Here is a 15,897-nt window from a genome sequence, read left to right as displayed (position 1 = left end):
AATGAAGGCAATCCAGTCGAAAGAAGGAGAGGTAACACTTGCCCATTCTAGATGTTCATAATTTATCAAAAATATATGAGGGTAAAGTGTCCACTCAGGCGCTGAATCATATCCGCTTTTCTGTAGAAAAGGGGGAGTTTGTTGGCATAATGGGTCCATCCGGGAGCGGGAAAACATCGCTGCTCAACACGATTGCCACCATCGACCAACCGACCTCCGGTCAGATTCTGATCAACGGCCGAGATCCTAATCTGCTTAGCAGAAAAGAAAAGGCGCTTTTTCGCCGTCATGAGCTAGGCTTCGTCTTTCAGCATTTTAATCTACTGGATACGCTCACTGTAGAGGAAAACATCGTATTACCTTTGACGCTTGCAGGTGCTCGTGTCCCAGAGATGGAGAGCAGGCTGAAAGAGGTCACTACCTTGCTTGGCATCGAACATTTGCTGAAGAAGCGCACGTACGAGGTCTCAGGCGGACAAATGCAGCGGGCGGCTATCGCCCGGGCGATGATTCATCGTCCATCGTTAATTTTGGCGGATGAGCCCACAGGCAATCTGGACTCCAAAGCCTCAGGGGAAGTCATGAATATGTTGACAGAGGTGAATAAGGAAGAAGGAGCTACGGTGCTGATGGTCACACATGACGCAGTGGCTGCAAGCTTTTGCAACCGGGTCATCTTTATTAAAGACGGACGTTTCTATAGTGAAATGTACAAGGGCAGTAATAGAGGCGCTTTCTTCCAAAGTATTATTGATATGCTGTCTCTGCTTGGGGGAACCAGCCATGACCTTTCGGCAATTCGCTTATAGGAATGTAACACGTAATAAACGCAAATATGCCGCTTACTTTGTCGTCAGTGCTTTTTCGGTGATGATCTTTTTCGTGTGCGCTTTGTTTATTTACCATCCGGATATTTCAAAGAGCTTAATTTATAGTACGGCGGCTCATACGATGATGGTGGCAGAGGCAATTATTTATGTCTTTTGTTCTTTGTTCGTACTCGTATCCGTTGGATCCTTCCTGCAGTCGCGCAAGATGGAGTTCGGAATTTTATTGATGCATGGAATGACGAAGAGACAGCTGAACACCATGGTTTTTCTGGAAAATATGATGATCGGCACCTCTGCCATCCTGACAGGTACCCTTCTCGGGTTACTTCTGGGCAAATTATTTTTGATGATCGGATCTACTTTTTTGGGAATTCCCCTGTTAACCTTTCATCTCCCATGGCAGGCACTTGTGCTTACGATTTGCAGCTTCGTGTTATTGTTTTTTCTGATATCACTTTGCACCTTTGTTTTTATCGGCAATGAGTCACTGATGCGTCTGTTTCAGGGAGAGCGTAAGGCAGAAGAAGAACCCAAAGTATCCTTTGTATTATCTATTATTTCTGCTGTACTGCTGATCAGTGGTTATTATATGGCGGCTACTGCAAAAGCTGCTTCCGTAGAGAAAGTCATGTTTCCGGTCGTTGCGATTACGGTTATCGGGACGTATCTCTTTTATACCCAGCTAAGTATTTGTTTGGTTAAGCTGCTTAAGGACATTCGGCGCTTGTATTGGCATCGTACGAATATCATCACTTTATCCGGTTTGTCCTACCGCTGGAAAGAGAATGGCCGGATGTTTTTTATGGTGACGATTGTATCCGCAGTCTCCTTCACTTCCGTAGGGGTATTTGCATCGATACATACACTTTCCAGAGAGCTGAAATTGGATTATCCCGCAGCAGTGGGTTATGTAGCCAAAGGAAATCAGACGGGTGTACCCTTTGATCAGCATCTGAACGAAATTAAGGAAGAGCTCAAGACGCACGGACTCCCTTATGAAGCGCTTAGTATCCCGATTAAATATGCTGAGGTCGAAGCTCAGACTGGACCCGATCGCACTTTACGCCTTCCCTTGATTGCTTTCAGTGATTATAATCTCGCCCTGCAACGTGCAGGTTTCCCAACAGATGAGCGTGCTCTGGTGGGCAACGAAGGTCTGGTGATGATTGGTTCGCAGCGGGATCGCAGTTTAACAGAAGGCAGAGTAAAAGCGGTCTATTCCTTGCAGCAAGGACTTGCCATTAAAGAAATAGGTTATACCGAGCAAGTCCCCATTGCCGAATATTTATTGCCGGAGCTGGATGGTAGAGATGGCGGGGATTTTAGTGGTGTCGTGATCAGTGACGAGCTTTACAGTGCTATTGATCCCGTGCAGACGGATCTTTATACAGGTTTTTATGTAGAGGATTTTCCGCAGACGGTAGGTATCGCAGCTGATCTTGCCCATAAAGGCAAACAGTCCTATGAAAGTGATTCTCCGTATGCGATTGTGATCAGCGGCACGCTGTTTGAGCTTCAGAAAACATTGTATAACACAATGCTTTTTGCTTCCTTGCTGGTGGGTACTGTCTTTTTTATTGCGGCAGGCAGCTTTCTTTACTTCCGGTTATATACCGATCTTGATCATGATCGCAATCAATATTCCACTTTGTCCAAGATGGGGCTTACGGATAAAGAACTCAATCGAATAGTTACGATTCAGCTGTCTTTGTTGTTTTTTGTGCCGGTCGGAATAGCTATTTTACACAGTGTGTTTGCCTTTATTGCGCTTCAACGGTTGTTCTACTTATCTATCGCAACGGAGACAGGCGCGGTGTTACTCGGATATTTGGCTGTTCAAGGACTATACTTCTTTTTTATTCGCAGCCGCTATTTACGCAACCTGAAGAAGAACTTGATATGAGAAATGGGGGTAACAAGATGCAAGCATGGATTACAGATTTTATGGAGCAGTTTGGTTACTTCGGTATTTTTCTGATGCTGGCCTTTGAAAATATATTTCCACCAATTCCTTCAGAAGTGATCCTGCCCTTTGGAGGATTTATGACCACTACGACGAGCTTAACGATCCCTGGTGTAATCATTGCTGCCACGGCTGGATCACTACTGGGTGCAGTAATTCTCTATTATATTGGCCGATTATTGGATGTGAGCCGGTTAGAGAAGCTGGTTGAACGCTGGGGGGGCCTAATTCGCGTCACTAAAAAAGATATCCACAAGGCTGACGCCTGGTTTGATAAATATGGCTATTGGACTGTATTGTTTTGTCGGATGGTTCCGCTGGTCCGCAGTCTGATTTCGATTCCGGCGGGAATGTCGGGCATGAAATTTGGAGTATTTATGATCTTCACAACGATTGGCACATTGGGATGGAATTTGCTGCTTGTGCTTATTGGCGCGGCATTGGGCGAATCCTGGGAAGACATTGCCATGTACATGGATGTGTACTCCAATGTAGTCTATGTACTAATTGCTGGCGGATTAGTTATCCTTGGGTTTCTGTACTTCCGCAAACGCAGCCGGAGAATGAACACTGAGGGCTAAGCGGGTAGTGGACTGATAATAGAAATGACTATTAAAAAGGAGGGAAACACATGGAGCTATTAACGATTATTAAAGCCATTATTTTGGGGCTTGTTGAAGGTTTAACCGAATTTGCTCCAGTATCCTCCACGGGTCATATGATTATTGTTGATGATATGTGGCTGAAATCACAGGAGTTATTTGGACAATATACGGCAAATACCTTCAAAGTAGTTATTCAACTGGGTTCAATATTAGCGGTTGTTGTGATTTTTAGAAATCGGTTCATTGATCTGTTGGGTTTAAAGCGTTTCAGCCGTAAGCAGTTGGATCCTGTAACAGAGGAGCTACCGAAGTTGGAGCAGGGCGGGCACCTCAAGCTGACTCAGGTTCTGGTAGGGTTAGTGCCTGCAGGTGTGTTAGGTGTTCTGTTTAATGATTATATTGATGAGCATTTATTCTCTACATCAACAGTGTTAATTGGTCTAGTGATTGGGGCTATATTAATGATTATTGCCGATCTGTTTGGGCCGAAGAAGATCAGAACTGAGAGTGTAGATCAGATTACATACAAACAGGCACTTGGTGTAGGTCTTGTACAGTGTTTTTCGTTATGGCCTGGATTTTCACGCTCGGGCTCGACGATTTCTGGTGGCGTACTCCTCGGGATGAGCCATCGTGCCGCTGCTGATTTTACGTTTATTATGGCAGTACCCATCATGGCAGGTGCCAGTCTGTTGTCACTGATGAAAAACTGGCAATATTTCACCATGGACGCGTTGCCGTTTTTTATTGCAGGCTTTATTAGTGCCTTCCTATTTGCGCTGTTATCGATGCGTTTCTTCTTAAAACTGATCAATCGTATCAAGCTCTTACCGTTTGCTATATACCGTATAATTCTTGCTGCTGTAGTATATTTCGTATTTTTCTAAGTCCGTTATAAGGAATCGATATAACAGAAGCCCCAGTAATCTATTGCAGATTGCTGGGGCTTTCACGTATGATGACATCAGATTAAGACACTCAAATGATGAATGATATCGGAGACAGGTGCTGACCGGAAAATAGTAATTCGGTAGACTTAATAGGGAAATTCGGTTCGAAGCCGATGCGGTCCCGCCACTGTAACGGAAGAATCTCGAGCAACAGAGGTCACTGGCAATTTACTACTGCTGGGAAGACTGCTCAAGATGTTGACGCCGCTAGCCAGGAGACCTGCCTGTTTCAACAGCACTGCTTCACCTACGGAAGATAGGGAGGTGTTAGACGTTAACCATGGGTATATCATGGGCGTCTTTCCCTTTGACTTTTTTAGGGAAGGGCGCTCTTTTTTATAGGAAAGCAAGTAGCTTTGGAGTTTGAAATAAGAGATGGAAGAGGGAGTGTATCGAGATGACGAATAAAGTAAAAGTAAGCAATCTTGGATATCCGAGAATCGGAAAGAACCGCGAGTGGAAAAAGACACTGGAAGCCTACTGGCAGGGGAAAATAAATGAGGAGCAATTCCGCTCCGAAATGGCAGCAATTCAGCTGCAGCATTTGAAGACCCAGCAAGAGGCAGGAATTGAGCTTATTCCGGTAAATGATTTTACTTTTTATGACCATGTGTTGGATACGGCTGTTATGTTTGGAATTGTACCTCCACGGTACACGTATGATGGCGGCGACATCGGGCTTGATCTTTATTTTGCAATGGCCCGTGGTAATGCTGAGGCTACTGCCTGTGAGATGACCAAATGGTTCAATACGAACTATCACTATATCGTTCCAGAGATCGGCACACAAACACCACGCCTGACTGAAAATAAACCTCTAGCGGCTTATCGTTTTGCTAAATCGCAGGCAGGGATTGAAGGTAAACCGGTACTTTTAGGTCTGTATACCTTCCTTAAGCTGTCCAAAGGTTACGCAGCGGCAGATATCGCCAAGATTGCTGCACGTTTTGTTCCAGTCTATGTTCAACTGCTACAGGAACTGAAGCAAGAAGGGGTAAGCTGGGTACAAATCGATGAGCCAGCGATTGTTACAGGCATAAGTAAAGAAGAATTAACACTGCTTAACTCGATATACACAGAAATTGCCGGCTCCGTGCCGGGCTTGAATATTATTTTACAGACGTATTTCGAAGCTGCTGAACCGTTGGAGGCACTGCTAGAGTTGCCTGTTCAAGGCTTGGGTCTTGACTTTGTGCACGATGGTGGAGCGAATCTGGCTTCTATCGAACGTCTTGGCTGGCCGAAGGACAAATGGCTGGGTGCCGGAATTATTGATGGACGGAACATCTGGCGTTCCGATTTAGACGCTAAGCTGCAACTGGTAGAAAAGCTCAGCGTTCATGTGCCGCTTGATCGTCTTATTCTTCAGCCTTCTTGCAGTCTGCTGCATGTCCCAGTCACCGTTCAAGGTGAGTTGAAGCTGAAGGCGACAGTTAAGAATGCGTTAGCTTTTGCCGATGAGAAGCTTGCAGAGCTTAGTTTGCTCGGAGCAGCCCTCGCAGATAAAGGAGAAGCTGCTAAAGCAGCGCTGGCCGCTAGTCGTGAAGCTATTGCAGCATTCCGCGCACTACCTGAGCGTGGCCGTAAGGATGTGGCGGAGCAAGTGCTTGCACTTGCAGCTTTGCCTGACCAACGCAGTTTGCCTTTTGCTGAACGCTTAAAGGTGCAGCAAGAGAAATGGCAGCTTCCACTTCTGCCAACCACTACAATTGGTAGCTTCCCGCAGACAGTAGAAGTGCGTCAGGCGAGATTGAAATGGCGTAAAGGGGTCTGGAATCAGGAGCGTTATGATGGATTTGTTCGTGAGCAGATCGCGGATGCAATTACCTTCCAAGAAAAGCTAGGTCTGGATGTTCTGGTCCACGGTGAGTTCGAGCGTACAGATATGGTGGAGTTTTTCGGAGAAAAGCTGGACGGATACTTGTTTACTAGTAATGGCTGGGTTCAATCCTACGGTTCCCGTTGCGTTAAGCCACCGGTGATCTACGCGGATGTTGCATTTATACAGCCTATGACTGTTAAAGAAAGTGTCTATGCACAATCGTTGACGAAGCTTCCGGTTAAAGGAATGTTGACGGGTCCTGTAACTATCCTCAATTGGTCATTTGTACGTGATGATCTCAGCCGGGAAGAGGTAGCCAATCAAATTGCTCTTGCCCTTCGCCATGAAGTAAAAGCGCTAGAAGATGCAGGCATCGAAATGATTCAAGTGGATGAGCCGGCTATACGTGAAGGACTTCCGCTTAAGGCAGAAGACCGTGAGCATTACCTGAACTGGGCAGTGAAGTCGTTCCGCGTTGCTACGAACCATGTGAAGGCTACGACACAAATTCATACGCATATGTGCTATAGCGAATTCAATGACATGATCGATTCCATATCGGCTATGGATGCTGATGTAATCTCCATTGAGACTTCACGTAGCCATGGGGAGCTGATTATCAGCTTTGAGGAGCAGGCCTATGATAAAGGAATCGGTCTTGGAGTGTATGACATCCATAGCCCGCGGGTTCCGGCTGTAGAAGAAATGACGGCGAATATCGATCGTGCGCTGCGGGTGCTGGACCCTGAACAGTTCTGGATTAATCCGGATTGCGGTCTGAAAACACGTGGCTGGCAGGAGACAGAGGATGCACTACGTAATATGGTAAGCGCTGCTGCTATTGCGAGGGAAAAGTCAGGGGTTATTGCTTCAAAATAGACATAAATAAATTAGAGCCAGGGTAATTTACCCTGGCTTTTTAGTTCACTTATTTTTTTATAATCAGCTACTTGATAATAATTCTCAATCTTGTTAGAATGAAAAAGAAAAAGAAGGAACCGTGGAGGGTCCCTTCAGGCATTTACTTATTTACTTTCGAAAGTTTTGCAATCTGTTTCTTCTGCGCGTTTTGGTTCTTGGGAGCTGTGGAAAGCTACGAAGATCGATTCAGCGCTGCATTTGTTCTCTTCTGCCCAGTGGGTGCAGGAGTTAACTTCACAAACTACGTCTTTTGCCATGAGGGTTCACCTCCCCTTTTAGTAATTGATAGTATCATTCAATGAACGGCTCTGTTCAGCAAGGTGGAGCTTGTCTCAACAAAGCCGTGTCACGCCCTCATTCATTATGAATAGAGGGTATTTGGCTTTTTTTACTAGGTTAGACGTGGTAATTGTACCAAATAATGAGTTTGTAAGCAAATGAGTTCTTTAACTTTCGGGTCACCCTCCCACATCAAAAATATGTCCAATAAGAGCCGCAGAAATGCGGCTTTTTGTGTATTCAACAAGAAAAACCAAAAGAAATTTACCGAAATTCCATATTCCAGTGCAACCTTCCAAGTTTTGGGGCGTTATAGAAATGAGAGACGGAAGAGATCTGTACAGAACATGACATTCCGTAACGTTACAATGCTAGGGATAACCACTACACTTTTGGAGGAATGAGAATGCGCAAATGGGGTCTGCATTACTTATGTTTATTAATTCTTGCGGTGGTATTGGCAGGTTGTGGCTCGGGTGATAACAATTCGGCGGCAGACAAATTAGCTGGTGACGGCGGAAATACGAGTAATTCTGCTGCAGCAACCACTGAGCAATCTTCGAAAGCTACATTAGCGGATAAGAGCACCTCAGCAGAAGCTGAGACAGCAGCGGGAGGCAACGAAGCCCCAGTTGAAAAAGGTTTGACATCAGAGAACACGGATCAAGGGAACGCGGGATTCACGGGCAGTGATGTCGTGGAAGGATTGAACAAGAAGCTAATCTATCATGCCAATCTGACTATGGAAGTAGAAGATTACGGTAAAGCTCAGACTGAAATCCGCAACATGGTAACGATGGCTAAAGGATATATTATAGAGTTTAACGAAAACATGTCGCAATATGAGCAAGGAGGGACGTTTATCCTTAAGGTGCCTGCCTCCGGGTTCTCTCCTTTTCTGAATAATTTGGAAAAAGTAAAACACGAATCGCTACAGCGCAGTATTCAAGGTCAGGATGTCTCGGAGGAGTATGTTGATCTGGAGTCGCGTCTAAAGGCAAAGCAGTTAATGGAAGCTCAATACACAGAGTTTATGAAAAAAGCAACGAAATCAAGTGATCTGGTCGCCTTTGCAAACGAGCTTGGTTCGATTCAAGAAACGATTGAGCAGATCAAAGGCAGAATGCGATATATAGATCAGAACGTATCTTTTTCAACGGTAGAGCTTAGAGTGTACCAGACGGATGAGAGCTTAGCCGTGAAGGAAAAGGCAGAGCAAGGTCCATTGCTGGAACGGGCATCGGATGCTTTAAAAGGAAGCCTGAACGCACTATCTGTTATGTTTCAGTGGATTTTTGTAATTCTTGCAGGCGCATTGCCGATTCTAATCGGTGCGGGCATTATTTTAGTCATCGTTTGGTTTGCCCGCAAAAATATCCGTGCACGACGGGAGCAGCAGACCCAGCGGATACGGCAGGAAAATCGGGAACTGAACAAGGAGATATTCCCTGCACCAGCAGAGCCAACGGTGACAACCTCAATAAAGGATAAGAAAGCTAACGAGGACGAGAATAAAGAATAAGCTCCTATGAATTAAAAAGCCTCCAATTCATGGTATACCGTGAATTGGAGGCTTTTCTATAAGACAGCACAGTATTTCGCCTTATCGAAGATTAGGCAGGCTGGAAGAGTACACGATACTCGCCATAGCCCTCTTTCTCCAGATCCTCTTTTGGTATAAACCGCAATGCCGCTGAATTAATGCAGTAGCGCAGGCCGTTTTCCCCTGGACCATCGTCGAAGACATGACCTAGATGGGAATCTGCTACTTTGCTGCGCACTTCTGTGCGAACCATCAAATGGCTGAGGTCCGTCTTTTCCTTCACGGCGTAATCGCGAATCGGACGTGTAAAGCTGGGCCAGCCACAACCGGAATCGTATTTATCCTGCGAACTGAATAATGCTTCACCAGATACGATATCTACATAAATGCCTTCTCCGTGGTGATCCCAAAAATCATTTCGGAAAGGTGACTCTGTAGCGCTATTCTGAGTGACTTCATATTGAAGTGGCGTCAGACGTTCTTTTAAGCTTAGTTTGTCTTCTTTATGTGTCCAGTGGGTTTCGATAAAATCCTCTCGGCCGGAACCCTTACGGTAACGTTTGTAGTGACCCGGGTTCTTACGATGGTAGCCCTGATGATATTCTTCGGCAGGATAGAAGGTTGCTGCCGGGAGGATCGGGGTAACAATCGGGCTAGCGAATCGGCCGCTTTCTTGCAAAGCTGCCTTGGAAGCCTCTGCTTGTTGCTTCTGCTCTTCAGAATGGGTGAAGATAGCCGTTCCGTAAGAGGTGCCGCGATCATGGAATTGTCCACCCGCGTCGGTTGGGTCAATTTGCTGCCAGAATAACTCAAGCAGCTTGCTATAAGGGAAAATTTCTGGATTGAACGTAATTTGTACGGCTTCAACATGTCCTGTAGTTTCGGAGCATACCTCTTCATAGGTAGGATTCACTGTATGCCCGCCAGTATAGCCGGAGACGACACTAATAATGCCTGGCAATTCCTCGAACGGCGAGACCATGCACCAGAAGCATCCACCTGCAAAGGTTGCTTTTTCCGCCTTGGAATTTATATGGTTAGTCTGATGTTCATTCATTAATATCCCTCCATTCATGTAATGCAATTAAATAGATCACAATCTAATTATAAAGCAAATAACCACAGCCTGCCAGCTTCCGCCAAATAAGCTCTCTGTTACCTAGTGTTTTTTACTTCCTGTGAACTGTAACGAAAGCTTAGTCCGGCTATAATAAGCACAATGGCATAAACAATAATGGCTATAATCGCATTACCTGGGTTCTGGAACAGTTGATCCCCAAGGAAGGCATACAAGGCGATGCCTGGGATTTTTCCAATAGCTGAGGCAGCAAGATAACCCCAGAAGGGCAGTCCGGCTGCTCCGGCATAGATGTTAACTGCTGTCTGCGGGATAATCGGCAAGAGACGTGCTAAGACAATAGAAGCAAAGGGCCGCCGTTCTATGCCTTTTGTGAATTTTTCGAGTAGGGGAATAGAAGTCAGATAAGCTCTCGCTTGATCTTGAAATAAGAATTTCACTACGCCAAAAAGGAATGCGGCAGCAAGGGTTGTAGCTACCCAGCAAATTAAAGCACCTGCCAAACTTCCGTATGCATAACCAAAAAATCCGATGACCGCTTTGTACGGTACAACTGGAAAGAGAGCCAGTAAAGTTGCGATCCCTATAGAGCTGAAAAGATTATGATCCTCTTTCATCCAGCTAAGGATGTCATATCTGTAGATAAACGCAAGGATTGTGCCCGAAACATAAAGAATAATCGAGAACCATTTTCTCATAGCTAATATACCCTTTCTTCCACTCATTCATCTCATCATACGGGATAAAAAGTAAATATTGAAGTGAAGATCATTGTCGGCGAACGCCAAGCAGGTATAATAGCATTTATAGAGAACAAAGAGAGAGATAAATTCTTGAATTATAAAGAGGGGAGTTAGATCATTGATCGTTTCTGCACGCAAAAGAGTCGCCATCATCGGGATTGGAAATATCGCCCGCAAAGTATATTTGCCACTGCTCTCTCAGCATGGACAAGTTGAGGTAGTGGGGGTTCTCAGTTACTCATCCACAACAGTAGAGCAAGCTGTTAAAGCCTACCGTTTTCCTAAAGGTACGACAAATTTGGACGAGCTGTTGTCTTGGGATCTGGATGCAGTATTTGTGCATAGCCCAACGACGACCCATTATGATATAGTAACAAAATGTCTCGAACATGGGATTTCGGTGTATGTAGATAAGCCGCTGTCCTATGATCTGGAAGAATCCAGAAGGATGGCAGAGCTGGCAGAAAATAAAGGGCTGCTGCTAGGCGTGGGCTTTAATCGGCGTTTTGCCCCAATGTATGTCACTGCCAAGAGTTGGCTCGAGGAAGCCGGAGGCATTAGCCATTGCCACGCGATTAAACATCGCACGAAGCTGCAGTTAGGCAGCAGCCGTGAGACTGTGCATGACGACTTGATTCATATGCTTGATCTGCTGTTATGGTTATGTGGAGATCAGTATGAGCTGCTTCGCAGTAATCTTCAATCCAATGGAGAGGGGCGACTTGTGCAGGCATCTGGAATGCTGGGTTGGGAGCAGGGCTCAGTGGGGATGTATAGCATGCTTCGTGAGGCGGGTGTTGATTTGGAGAAGCTGGAGCTGCACGGTAATGGACGTTCGGTGGAAGTAGCAGATCTGGACCAAGCCATCCTATATGAAAAAAATGCTTTGCCACGGACCCAGAGCTTTGGAAGCTGGGATACGGTGCTGGATAGAAGAGGTTTTGGTGGAGTGGTAGATCATTTCCTGAACAATATAAATACACCAGAGTTATGCAGTATTGCTGCTTCAGCAGTTCTGCCTAGTCATAGATTGGCAGCTCAGCTTGCTGAATGAGGTCTCTAAGAAAGGAGTAAAATATGGAAGACAACCGTAAATTAGTGGAGGAACAAATCATCGAAAGCTATAAGCGTGAGGAAGAGATGATGATCCTTGTATTCGCCCAGTGGTGCGTGAATCAAGGACTCGACCCGCACAGTTTGTATTTACAGGCGTATCCACAGCAAGAAGGGAATGAAGCCTTGCGAAAAGCGCTTGCCCTAACGGTTTCTGCGGAGGAAGCAGGGGATATTTCCGATGACACAGTTCTGGGCGTACTCTCCTTATTCGGAAATGATGACTTGGCGCAAATCGTGACAGAAGCGATCTCTAAAAGGGAATCTAAAGCACATACAGGGGATTGACAACGAGGATATAATGATAATGTCAGATGAACTTTTTTTAGTAAACGATGTTCATCAGGGATGAAATGTGTTAATATTATATATACTAACTAATAGTAAGTTTCGCTAGTGAGAGGTGAGAACAATGGAAGAACATCAAATTTCGATGTGTCCCAGATTTGAGACAGCCTTCTCTTTCTTAGGCAAACGTTGGAATGGACTTATTATTCAGACATTGATGAGTGGACCGAAGCGGTTTAAAGATATTTCCGGCCTCATTCCTTCAATGAGCGATAAGATGCTGTCCGAGCGGATGAAGGATTTGGAAGGTGAGGGTATTCTGGTTAGACATGTATACCCGGAAACACCTGTGCGTATTGAATATGAACTAACAGACAAAGGCCGTGCGCTGGAGCCTGTTATGCAGCAGATTCAGTCTTGGGCTGAGAGCTGGGTAGAGTAGAAATCAAAGTCGTGTTGTGGCCCTTTTTCCTGAAGAACGGAGGAGGGCTTTTCAATTTTTAAATAAAAACCTTGCACAGATCGAAAAAATCTGTAATATAATAGAAAAAACGTTGTATGTTCCTTGCATGGAAACGCTTGCAATATTGGTTTTTGCTCAAATCTACTCAGCTGGAGTACAGGCATAGCAAAACTATTAGGAGGCGAGGGAGATGAAGACCACCCTGTTTTCCCGGGAAATAACGTATGGAAAAAAGGATGTTGCTGAGCTGGAGAACGCTTCGATCAAAGTACAGCTCATCTATGACAAGACGTTGTTCATGCTGCATAGCCATCTTCCAGATTCCTTATGGGATGCGTGGATTGGCGTGCCTTACAGCATTATCTCTTCACTCTACAAAGGCAACAATGATAGCGGGACTATTTTTCAAAAATGGATTCAAAGTCCTTCTGGCTGGAAATGTATCGGCTGTGAACGGCATTGTCTGGAGTCGACGGAACCTCTTCAAGAAGTGAATGTGGCGAGTAATCAACGACAATATAAGTTCCATAATGGCATTCGCCAAAGCATGGTGCTACAAGCCCTAATTTGGTCTATGTACGAGAATACCGTATTATTCAAACCCTTTTTAGGGGATGAGCCCTTTTTTGATGAAGATGATTTGCATACGATATCCTCTTATTTCGTGCCAACTTACCTTAATGATCTACGTCTTCTGGAGCAGTCTAAGCCTTGTAAAGAGTACAAAGATCAGAATATACAGATTTATCAGGAATGGATATCCGCCCCTGACCTTGTCCTCAAATGGAACGGAGGCCTAACAGAAGGCAGATGGATGACTGGTGTTTATATGGATCACTCCCGCTTTGCTGGCTTAGGACCTTATTTGAAGGACGCAAAGGGTAAGCGAACGTATATGCAGGCTTATGTTCAATAGAAGATACAGATTTGGTGTGATCAAATAGATGCGCCTCTTCAGAAAATGTCTTAGGTATTTCGTACTAGGATATTATTATGAAGAGGCGTATTTTTGCTATATATTAGTAAATTTGGCTGTTGATAGGGGGTCTATAACAAAGAATTAGATGAAAAACGACAAAGTTCACAGTAATGACTATATCCAGTGATTCAGTTATAGGGTATTATTACCAAGCGGAGAATGCATTGTAAGTGGAGTAATGAATCTGTTTTCGATTTCCTTTAATAACCATTTGAATTAGAAAAGGCAAACCTGCACGAAAGTCAGGGACGCAAAGCCACGGGCCTTATTCGAGCATCTAAGGATGCTAAAGAATGGTAGCCGGGCCGCTTCTTCTAGTGGTTTTTTTGTGTGTTTTTTTATGGATACCATTTGAACTTATTCTTAAATCGGAGGACATTATGACAAAAAGAAAGAGATTAATAAGTAAATTATTATGCTTATTGTTGTTAATTCAGCTGTTTGCTCCTTTCCTTGGTGGGAGTTCCATGAAAGTCCTTGCGCAAGGAGAGACAATTAAAATTCAATTTCAACCTATGCAATCGCATACTCCAGAGGGTTTTCTCGCTGATTACGGAGAAGTATTCTGAGTGAAAAACAACTATGCCTACGGTTGGACTACAGATCATACAAATTCCACTGTTACAAGAGCTACTTATGATGACTTGCAAAACAAGTTTAATATGAGTCAGAGCTCGTACGGAAATCCTACTCTCGATACATTGACATTAATGCATCCTGACGGGATGTGGGAGATCCAATTAGACAATGGTATCTATGAAGTAGCTGTAACTGTGGGTGATTCAGTATATGGAAGTAGGAATGCGCTGGATGTGGAAGGCACTATATTCTGGGATGGTCTATCGTTAGACCCTGGAGAGCATTCTACATTGAAGAAAAGTGTTACTGTAAGGGATGGAAAGCTAAGCTTGAGTCAGATTAATAGTCCTAATGTAGAAACGGCATTAAATAATATCGAAATTTCTATGGTTAACATGTTCACTCCCACTCTTGCACAACCCCGTATCGCTTTGCCAGCAGAAGAAAATAAGATAGCCGGGAACAAGGTATTGATGTCAGGGACGATGGTCAATGTACATAATATAGCTATTGGGGTGAGGATAACAACCTATTAAGTCTGAATCTATATACGTATGCAAATAATGATCCGATACAATTTTTAGATCCGACAGGACATTGGGCCAAAGGCGATGAGGGCCTAAATATACAAGCGCAAGCGCAAATTATTGCTCTGACAAATGCGTATTATAAAGCTTCTACAGCAGTAGAACGTGAGGCTATAGCTGCCCAGGCTAACATAGTTAGAAAGGCACCAGCCCCACCAGCTACTCCTTTGCAGTTCCAAAGCAAAGAAATTACTAAAATCGTAGTTCAAGGAGTCTCCACTAGAGGTTTTGCGTCAGAGAAAGAGTGGAACCAAGCTCTTAAAAAAGTAAGAATCCTAACCTATACATCTAATTCACATACTGATACACTTCAGTCAGGCAAAAGTATAGAAACCGATTATAATCAGGTTAAAACAGTTATTGGCCGTACTAATATAGCTGTAACAACAAATTATTCATTAACGATCAACACAAAAACACAAAAAGGCACGGAAACGGCCAAAGCATCGCTGCAGATGAATTATAATGTGACAGCTGATGAGTATAGGTTTCTTACAAGCGTAGGTATACCTAGTTTGGAGCAGGCATTATATGTTTTGGACGCTGTGAAGGAGAACAAAGGAAAAGTAACAGCAGGTATATTGAAAGATGCTGGTCTCAAAGTGCATAAAGGTTTCTTGTGGACTAAAATAGGTGGCTCCGTGGATGGGGTCGCAATGGTCTATGCTTTAAGTACTAAAGGCCTGTCCCTTGCCGAAGCCCAAGAAATGTACAGACAAGAAGTGATAAATCCCAATATGCAACAGGCATTAGGCTTGGCTGCAATGGGGTTCACAAACGGCATGTTTAGTTTATCAAAAAAGAGCTCAACACCGAGTACTGTTAGTAAGGTAAAAGAGCCAGTTAAACCGAAGCAGTCAAATACTGCTAATAGTAATAAGATAGAGGTTAAGGCGAAAGAGGGCACGGGTAATGGTGCAGATAACATTGCTCAATATGCTAAGTACAAGGAGTTATTAAAAACAGAAGAAGCCGCAAACCCAGTAGTTGATAGTTTAAGGCAAACAGGTCAATTGCCTTCTAACTATATTACAAAATCTGTAGCTGAACAGAGTGGTTATAGACAAGGGAAAGCATTAAATAACTACGTTCAGGGTGGTCAAATTGGTGGAGACGTATTTGAAAGTTAACTTCATCGGAACTTATAAGTAAAG

Annotated in this window: 15 protein-coding genes and 2 riboswitches; of the genes, 12 read left to right on the top strand and 3 right to left on the bottom strand. The window is 44.3% G+C overall.

Annotation, left to right across the window (positions count from 1 at the left end; genetic code table 11):
* Positions 1 to 38: 38 nt before the first annotated feature.
* The 5 genes from MHH46_RS22725 (at position 39) to metE (ending at position 7,049) form a co-directional block, all read left to right on the top strand.
* Positions 39 to 809 (top strand): ABC transporter ATP-binding protein, encoded by a 771-nt coding sequence (locus tag MHH46_RS22725; RefSeq protein WP_076193046.1) that lies wholly within the window; start codon positions 39 to 41, stop codon positions 807 to 809.
* Positions 784 to 2,733 (top strand): FtsX-like permease family protein, encoded by a 1,950-nt coding sequence (locus tag MHH46_RS22720; protein WP_076193048.1) that lies wholly within the window; start codon positions 784 to 786, stop codon positions 2,731 to 2,733. Before MHH46_RS22725 ends, MHH46_RS22720 begins: the two co-directional genes overlap by 26 nt.
* Before the next feature lie 17 nt (positions 2,734 to 2,750).
* Complete coding sequence (locus MHH46_RS22715) at positions 2,751 to 3,374, top strand: DedA family protein (RefSeq protein WP_036682974.1); 624 nt, start codon at positions 2,751 to 2,753, stop codon at positions 3,372 to 3,374.
* 50 nt (positions 3,375 to 3,424) lie between these two features.
* Positions 3,425 to 4,285 (top strand): undecaprenyl-diphosphate phosphatase, encoded by an 861-nt coding sequence (locus tag MHH46_RS22710; protein WP_076193050.1) that lies wholly within the window; start codon positions 3,425 to 3,427, stop codon positions 4,283 to 4,285.
* Between the two features lie 99 nt (positions 4,286 to 4,384).
* Positions 4,385 to 4,591: riboswitch (cobalamin riboswitch) on the top strand.
* A gap of 154 nt (positions 4,592 to 4,745) precedes the next feature.
* Positions 4,746 to 7,049 (top strand): 5-methyltetrahydropteroyltriglutamate--homocysteine S-methyltransferase, encoded by a 2,304-nt coding sequence (metE, locus tag MHH46_RS22705; RefSeq protein WP_076193052.1) that lies wholly within the window; start codon positions 4,746 to 4,748, stop codon positions 7,047 to 7,049.
* A gap of 146 nt (positions 7,050 to 7,195) precedes the next feature.
* Here metE and MHH46_RS22700 read toward each other — a convergent pair whose 3' ends face one another.
* Positions 7,196 to 7,348 (bottom strand): DUF1540 domain-containing protein, encoded by a 153-nt coding sequence (locus tag MHH46_RS22700; RefSeq protein ID WP_076098619.1) that lies wholly within the window; start codon positions 7,346 to 7,348, stop codon positions 7,196 to 7,198.
* Positions 7,349 to 7,776: 428 nt separating this feature from the next.
* On the opposite strand from MHH46_RS22700, the gene MHH46_RS22695 reads away from it, so the two are divergent.
* On the top strand, positions 7,777 to 8,892 hold the full coding sequence (locus tag MHH46_RS22695; RefSeq protein ID WP_179086311.1) for a DUF4349 domain-containing protein: 1,116 nt from the start codon (positions 7,777 to 7,779) through the stop codon (positions 8,890 to 8,892).
* Between the two features lie 91 nt (positions 8,893 to 8,983).
* Here the strand turns inward: MHH46_RS22695 and msrA are convergent, their stop codons facing one another.
* Positions 8,984 to 9,970, bottom strand: coding sequence for a peptide-methionine (S)-S-oxide reductase MsrA (gene msrA / locus MHH46_RS22690; protein ID WP_076193056.1), 987 nt, complete (start codon positions 9,968 to 9,970; stop codon positions 8,984 to 8,986).
* 98 nt (positions 9,971 to 10,068) lie between these two features.
* Positions 10,069 to 10,689 carry a TVP38/TMEM64 family protein gene (locus MHH46_RS22685; protein ID WP_076193058.1) on the bottom strand — a complete coding sequence of 207 codons (621 nt, stop codon included), beginning with the start codon at positions 10,687 to 10,689 and terminating at the stop codon, positions 10,069 to 10,071.
* A gap of 166 nt (positions 10,690 to 10,855) precedes the next feature.
* On the opposite strand from MHH46_RS22685, the gene MHH46_RS22680 reads away from it, so the two are divergent.
* The 6 genes from MHH46_RS22680 to MHH46_RS22655 all read left to right on the top strand — a co-directional run bounded on the left by MHH46_RS22680 (position 10,856) and on the right by MHH46_RS22655 (position 15,873).
* Entirely contained in the window at positions 10,856 to 11,788 is a 933-nt protein-coding gene (locus MHH46_RS22680; protein WP_405132630.1) for a Gfo/Idh/MocA family protein, read from the top strand.
* 23 nt (positions 11,789 to 11,811) lie between these two features.
* A complete protein-coding gene (locus MHH46_RS22675; protein ID WP_076184188.1) occupies positions 11,812 to 12,135 on the top strand; it encodes a hypothetical protein in 324 nt (107 codons plus the stop codon).
* Between the two features lie 124 nt (positions 12,136 to 12,259).
* Entirely contained in the window at positions 12,260 to 12,577 is a 318-nt protein-coding gene (locus tag MHH46_RS22670; protein WP_036682958.1) for a helix-turn-helix domain-containing protein, read from the top strand.
* 211 nt (positions 12,578 to 12,788) lie between these two features.
* The gene (locus MHH46_RS22665; RefSeq protein ID WP_076130692.1) at positions 12,789 to 13,514 is read left to right on the top strand and encodes a hypothetical protein; all 726 of its coding nucleotides are present in this window, start codon (positions 12,789 to 12,791) and stop codon (positions 13,512 to 13,514) included.
* Positions 13,515 to 13,791: 277 nt separating this feature from the next.
* Positions 13,792 to 13,890, top strand: a riboswitch (cyclic di-GMP riboswitch).
* Between the two features lie 256 nt (positions 13,891 to 14,146).
* Complete coding sequence (locus tag MHH46_RS22660) at positions 14,147 to 14,692, top strand: hypothetical protein (protein ID WP_076193063.1); 546 nt, start codon at positions 14,147 to 14,149, stop codon at positions 14,690 to 14,692.
* 218 nt (positions 14,693 to 14,910) lie between these two features.
* Positions 14,911 to 15,873 (top strand): hypothetical protein, encoded by a 963-nt coding sequence (locus tag MHH46_RS22655; RefSeq protein WP_076193065.1) that lies wholly within the window; start codon positions 14,911 to 14,913, stop codon positions 15,871 to 15,873.
* Positions 15,874 to 15,897 lie beyond the last annotated feature (24 nt).

Origin of the sequence: Paenibacillus sp. FSL H8-0175 (assembly GCF_045040615.1) — a bacterium.
Taxonomy (GTDB): Bacteria; Bacillota; Bacilli; order Paenibacillales; family Paenibacillaceae; genus Paenibacillus_AQ; species Paenibacillus_AQ odorifer.
The sequence above is the reverse complement of the archived record's forward strand: the minus strand, read 5'-3'. Positions and strand labels throughout refer to the sequence as shown.

What these genes read in the sequence shown, in the direction of transcription:
- MHH46_RS22665 (WP_076130692.1), top strand. Translation starts at nt 12,789, where the DNA reads ATGAAGACCACCCTGTTTTCCCGGGAAATAACGTATGGAAAAAAGGAT.
- msrA (WP_076193056.1), bottom strand. Translation starts at nt 9,970, where the DNA reads ATGAATGAACATCAGACTAACCATATAAATTCCAAGGCGGAAAAAGCA.
- MHH46_RS22710 (WP_076193050.1), top strand. Translation starts at nt 3,425, where the DNA reads ATGGAGCTATTAACGATTATTAAAGCCATTATTTTGGGGCTTGTTGAA.
- MHH46_RS22675 (WP_076184188.1), top strand. Translation starts at nt 11,812, where the DNA reads ATGGAAGACAACCGTAAATTAGTGGAGGAACAAATCATCGAAAGCTAT.
- MHH46_RS22670 (WP_036682958.1), top strand. Translation starts at nt 12,260, where the DNA reads ATGGAAGAACATCAAATTTCGATGTGTCCCAGATTTGAGACAGCCTTC.
- MHH46_RS22720 (WP_076193048.1), top strand. Translation starts at nt 784, where the DNA reads ATGACCTTTCGGCAATTCGCTTATAGGAATGTAACACGTAATAAACGC.
- MHH46_RS22700 (WP_076098619.1), bottom strand. Translation starts at nt 7,348, where the DNA reads ATGGCAAAAGACGTAGTTTGTGAAGTTAACTCCTGCACCCACTGGGCA.
- MHH46_RS22695 (WP_179086311.1), top strand. Translation starts at nt 7,777, where the DNA reads ATGCGCAAATGGGGTCTGCATTACTTATGTTTATTAATTCTTGCGGTG.
- metE (WP_076193052.1), top strand. Translation starts at nt 4,746, where the DNA reads ATGACGAATAAAGTAAAAGTAAGCAATCTTGGATATCCGAGAATCGGA.
- MHH46_RS22715 (WP_036682974.1), top strand. Translation starts at nt 2,751, where the DNA reads ATGCAAGCATGGATTACAGATTTTATGGAGCAGTTTGGTTACTTCGGT.
- MHH46_RS22685 (WP_076193058.1), bottom strand. Translation starts at nt 10,689, where the DNA reads ATGAGAAAATGGTTCTCGATTATTCTTTATGTTTCGGGCACAATCCTT.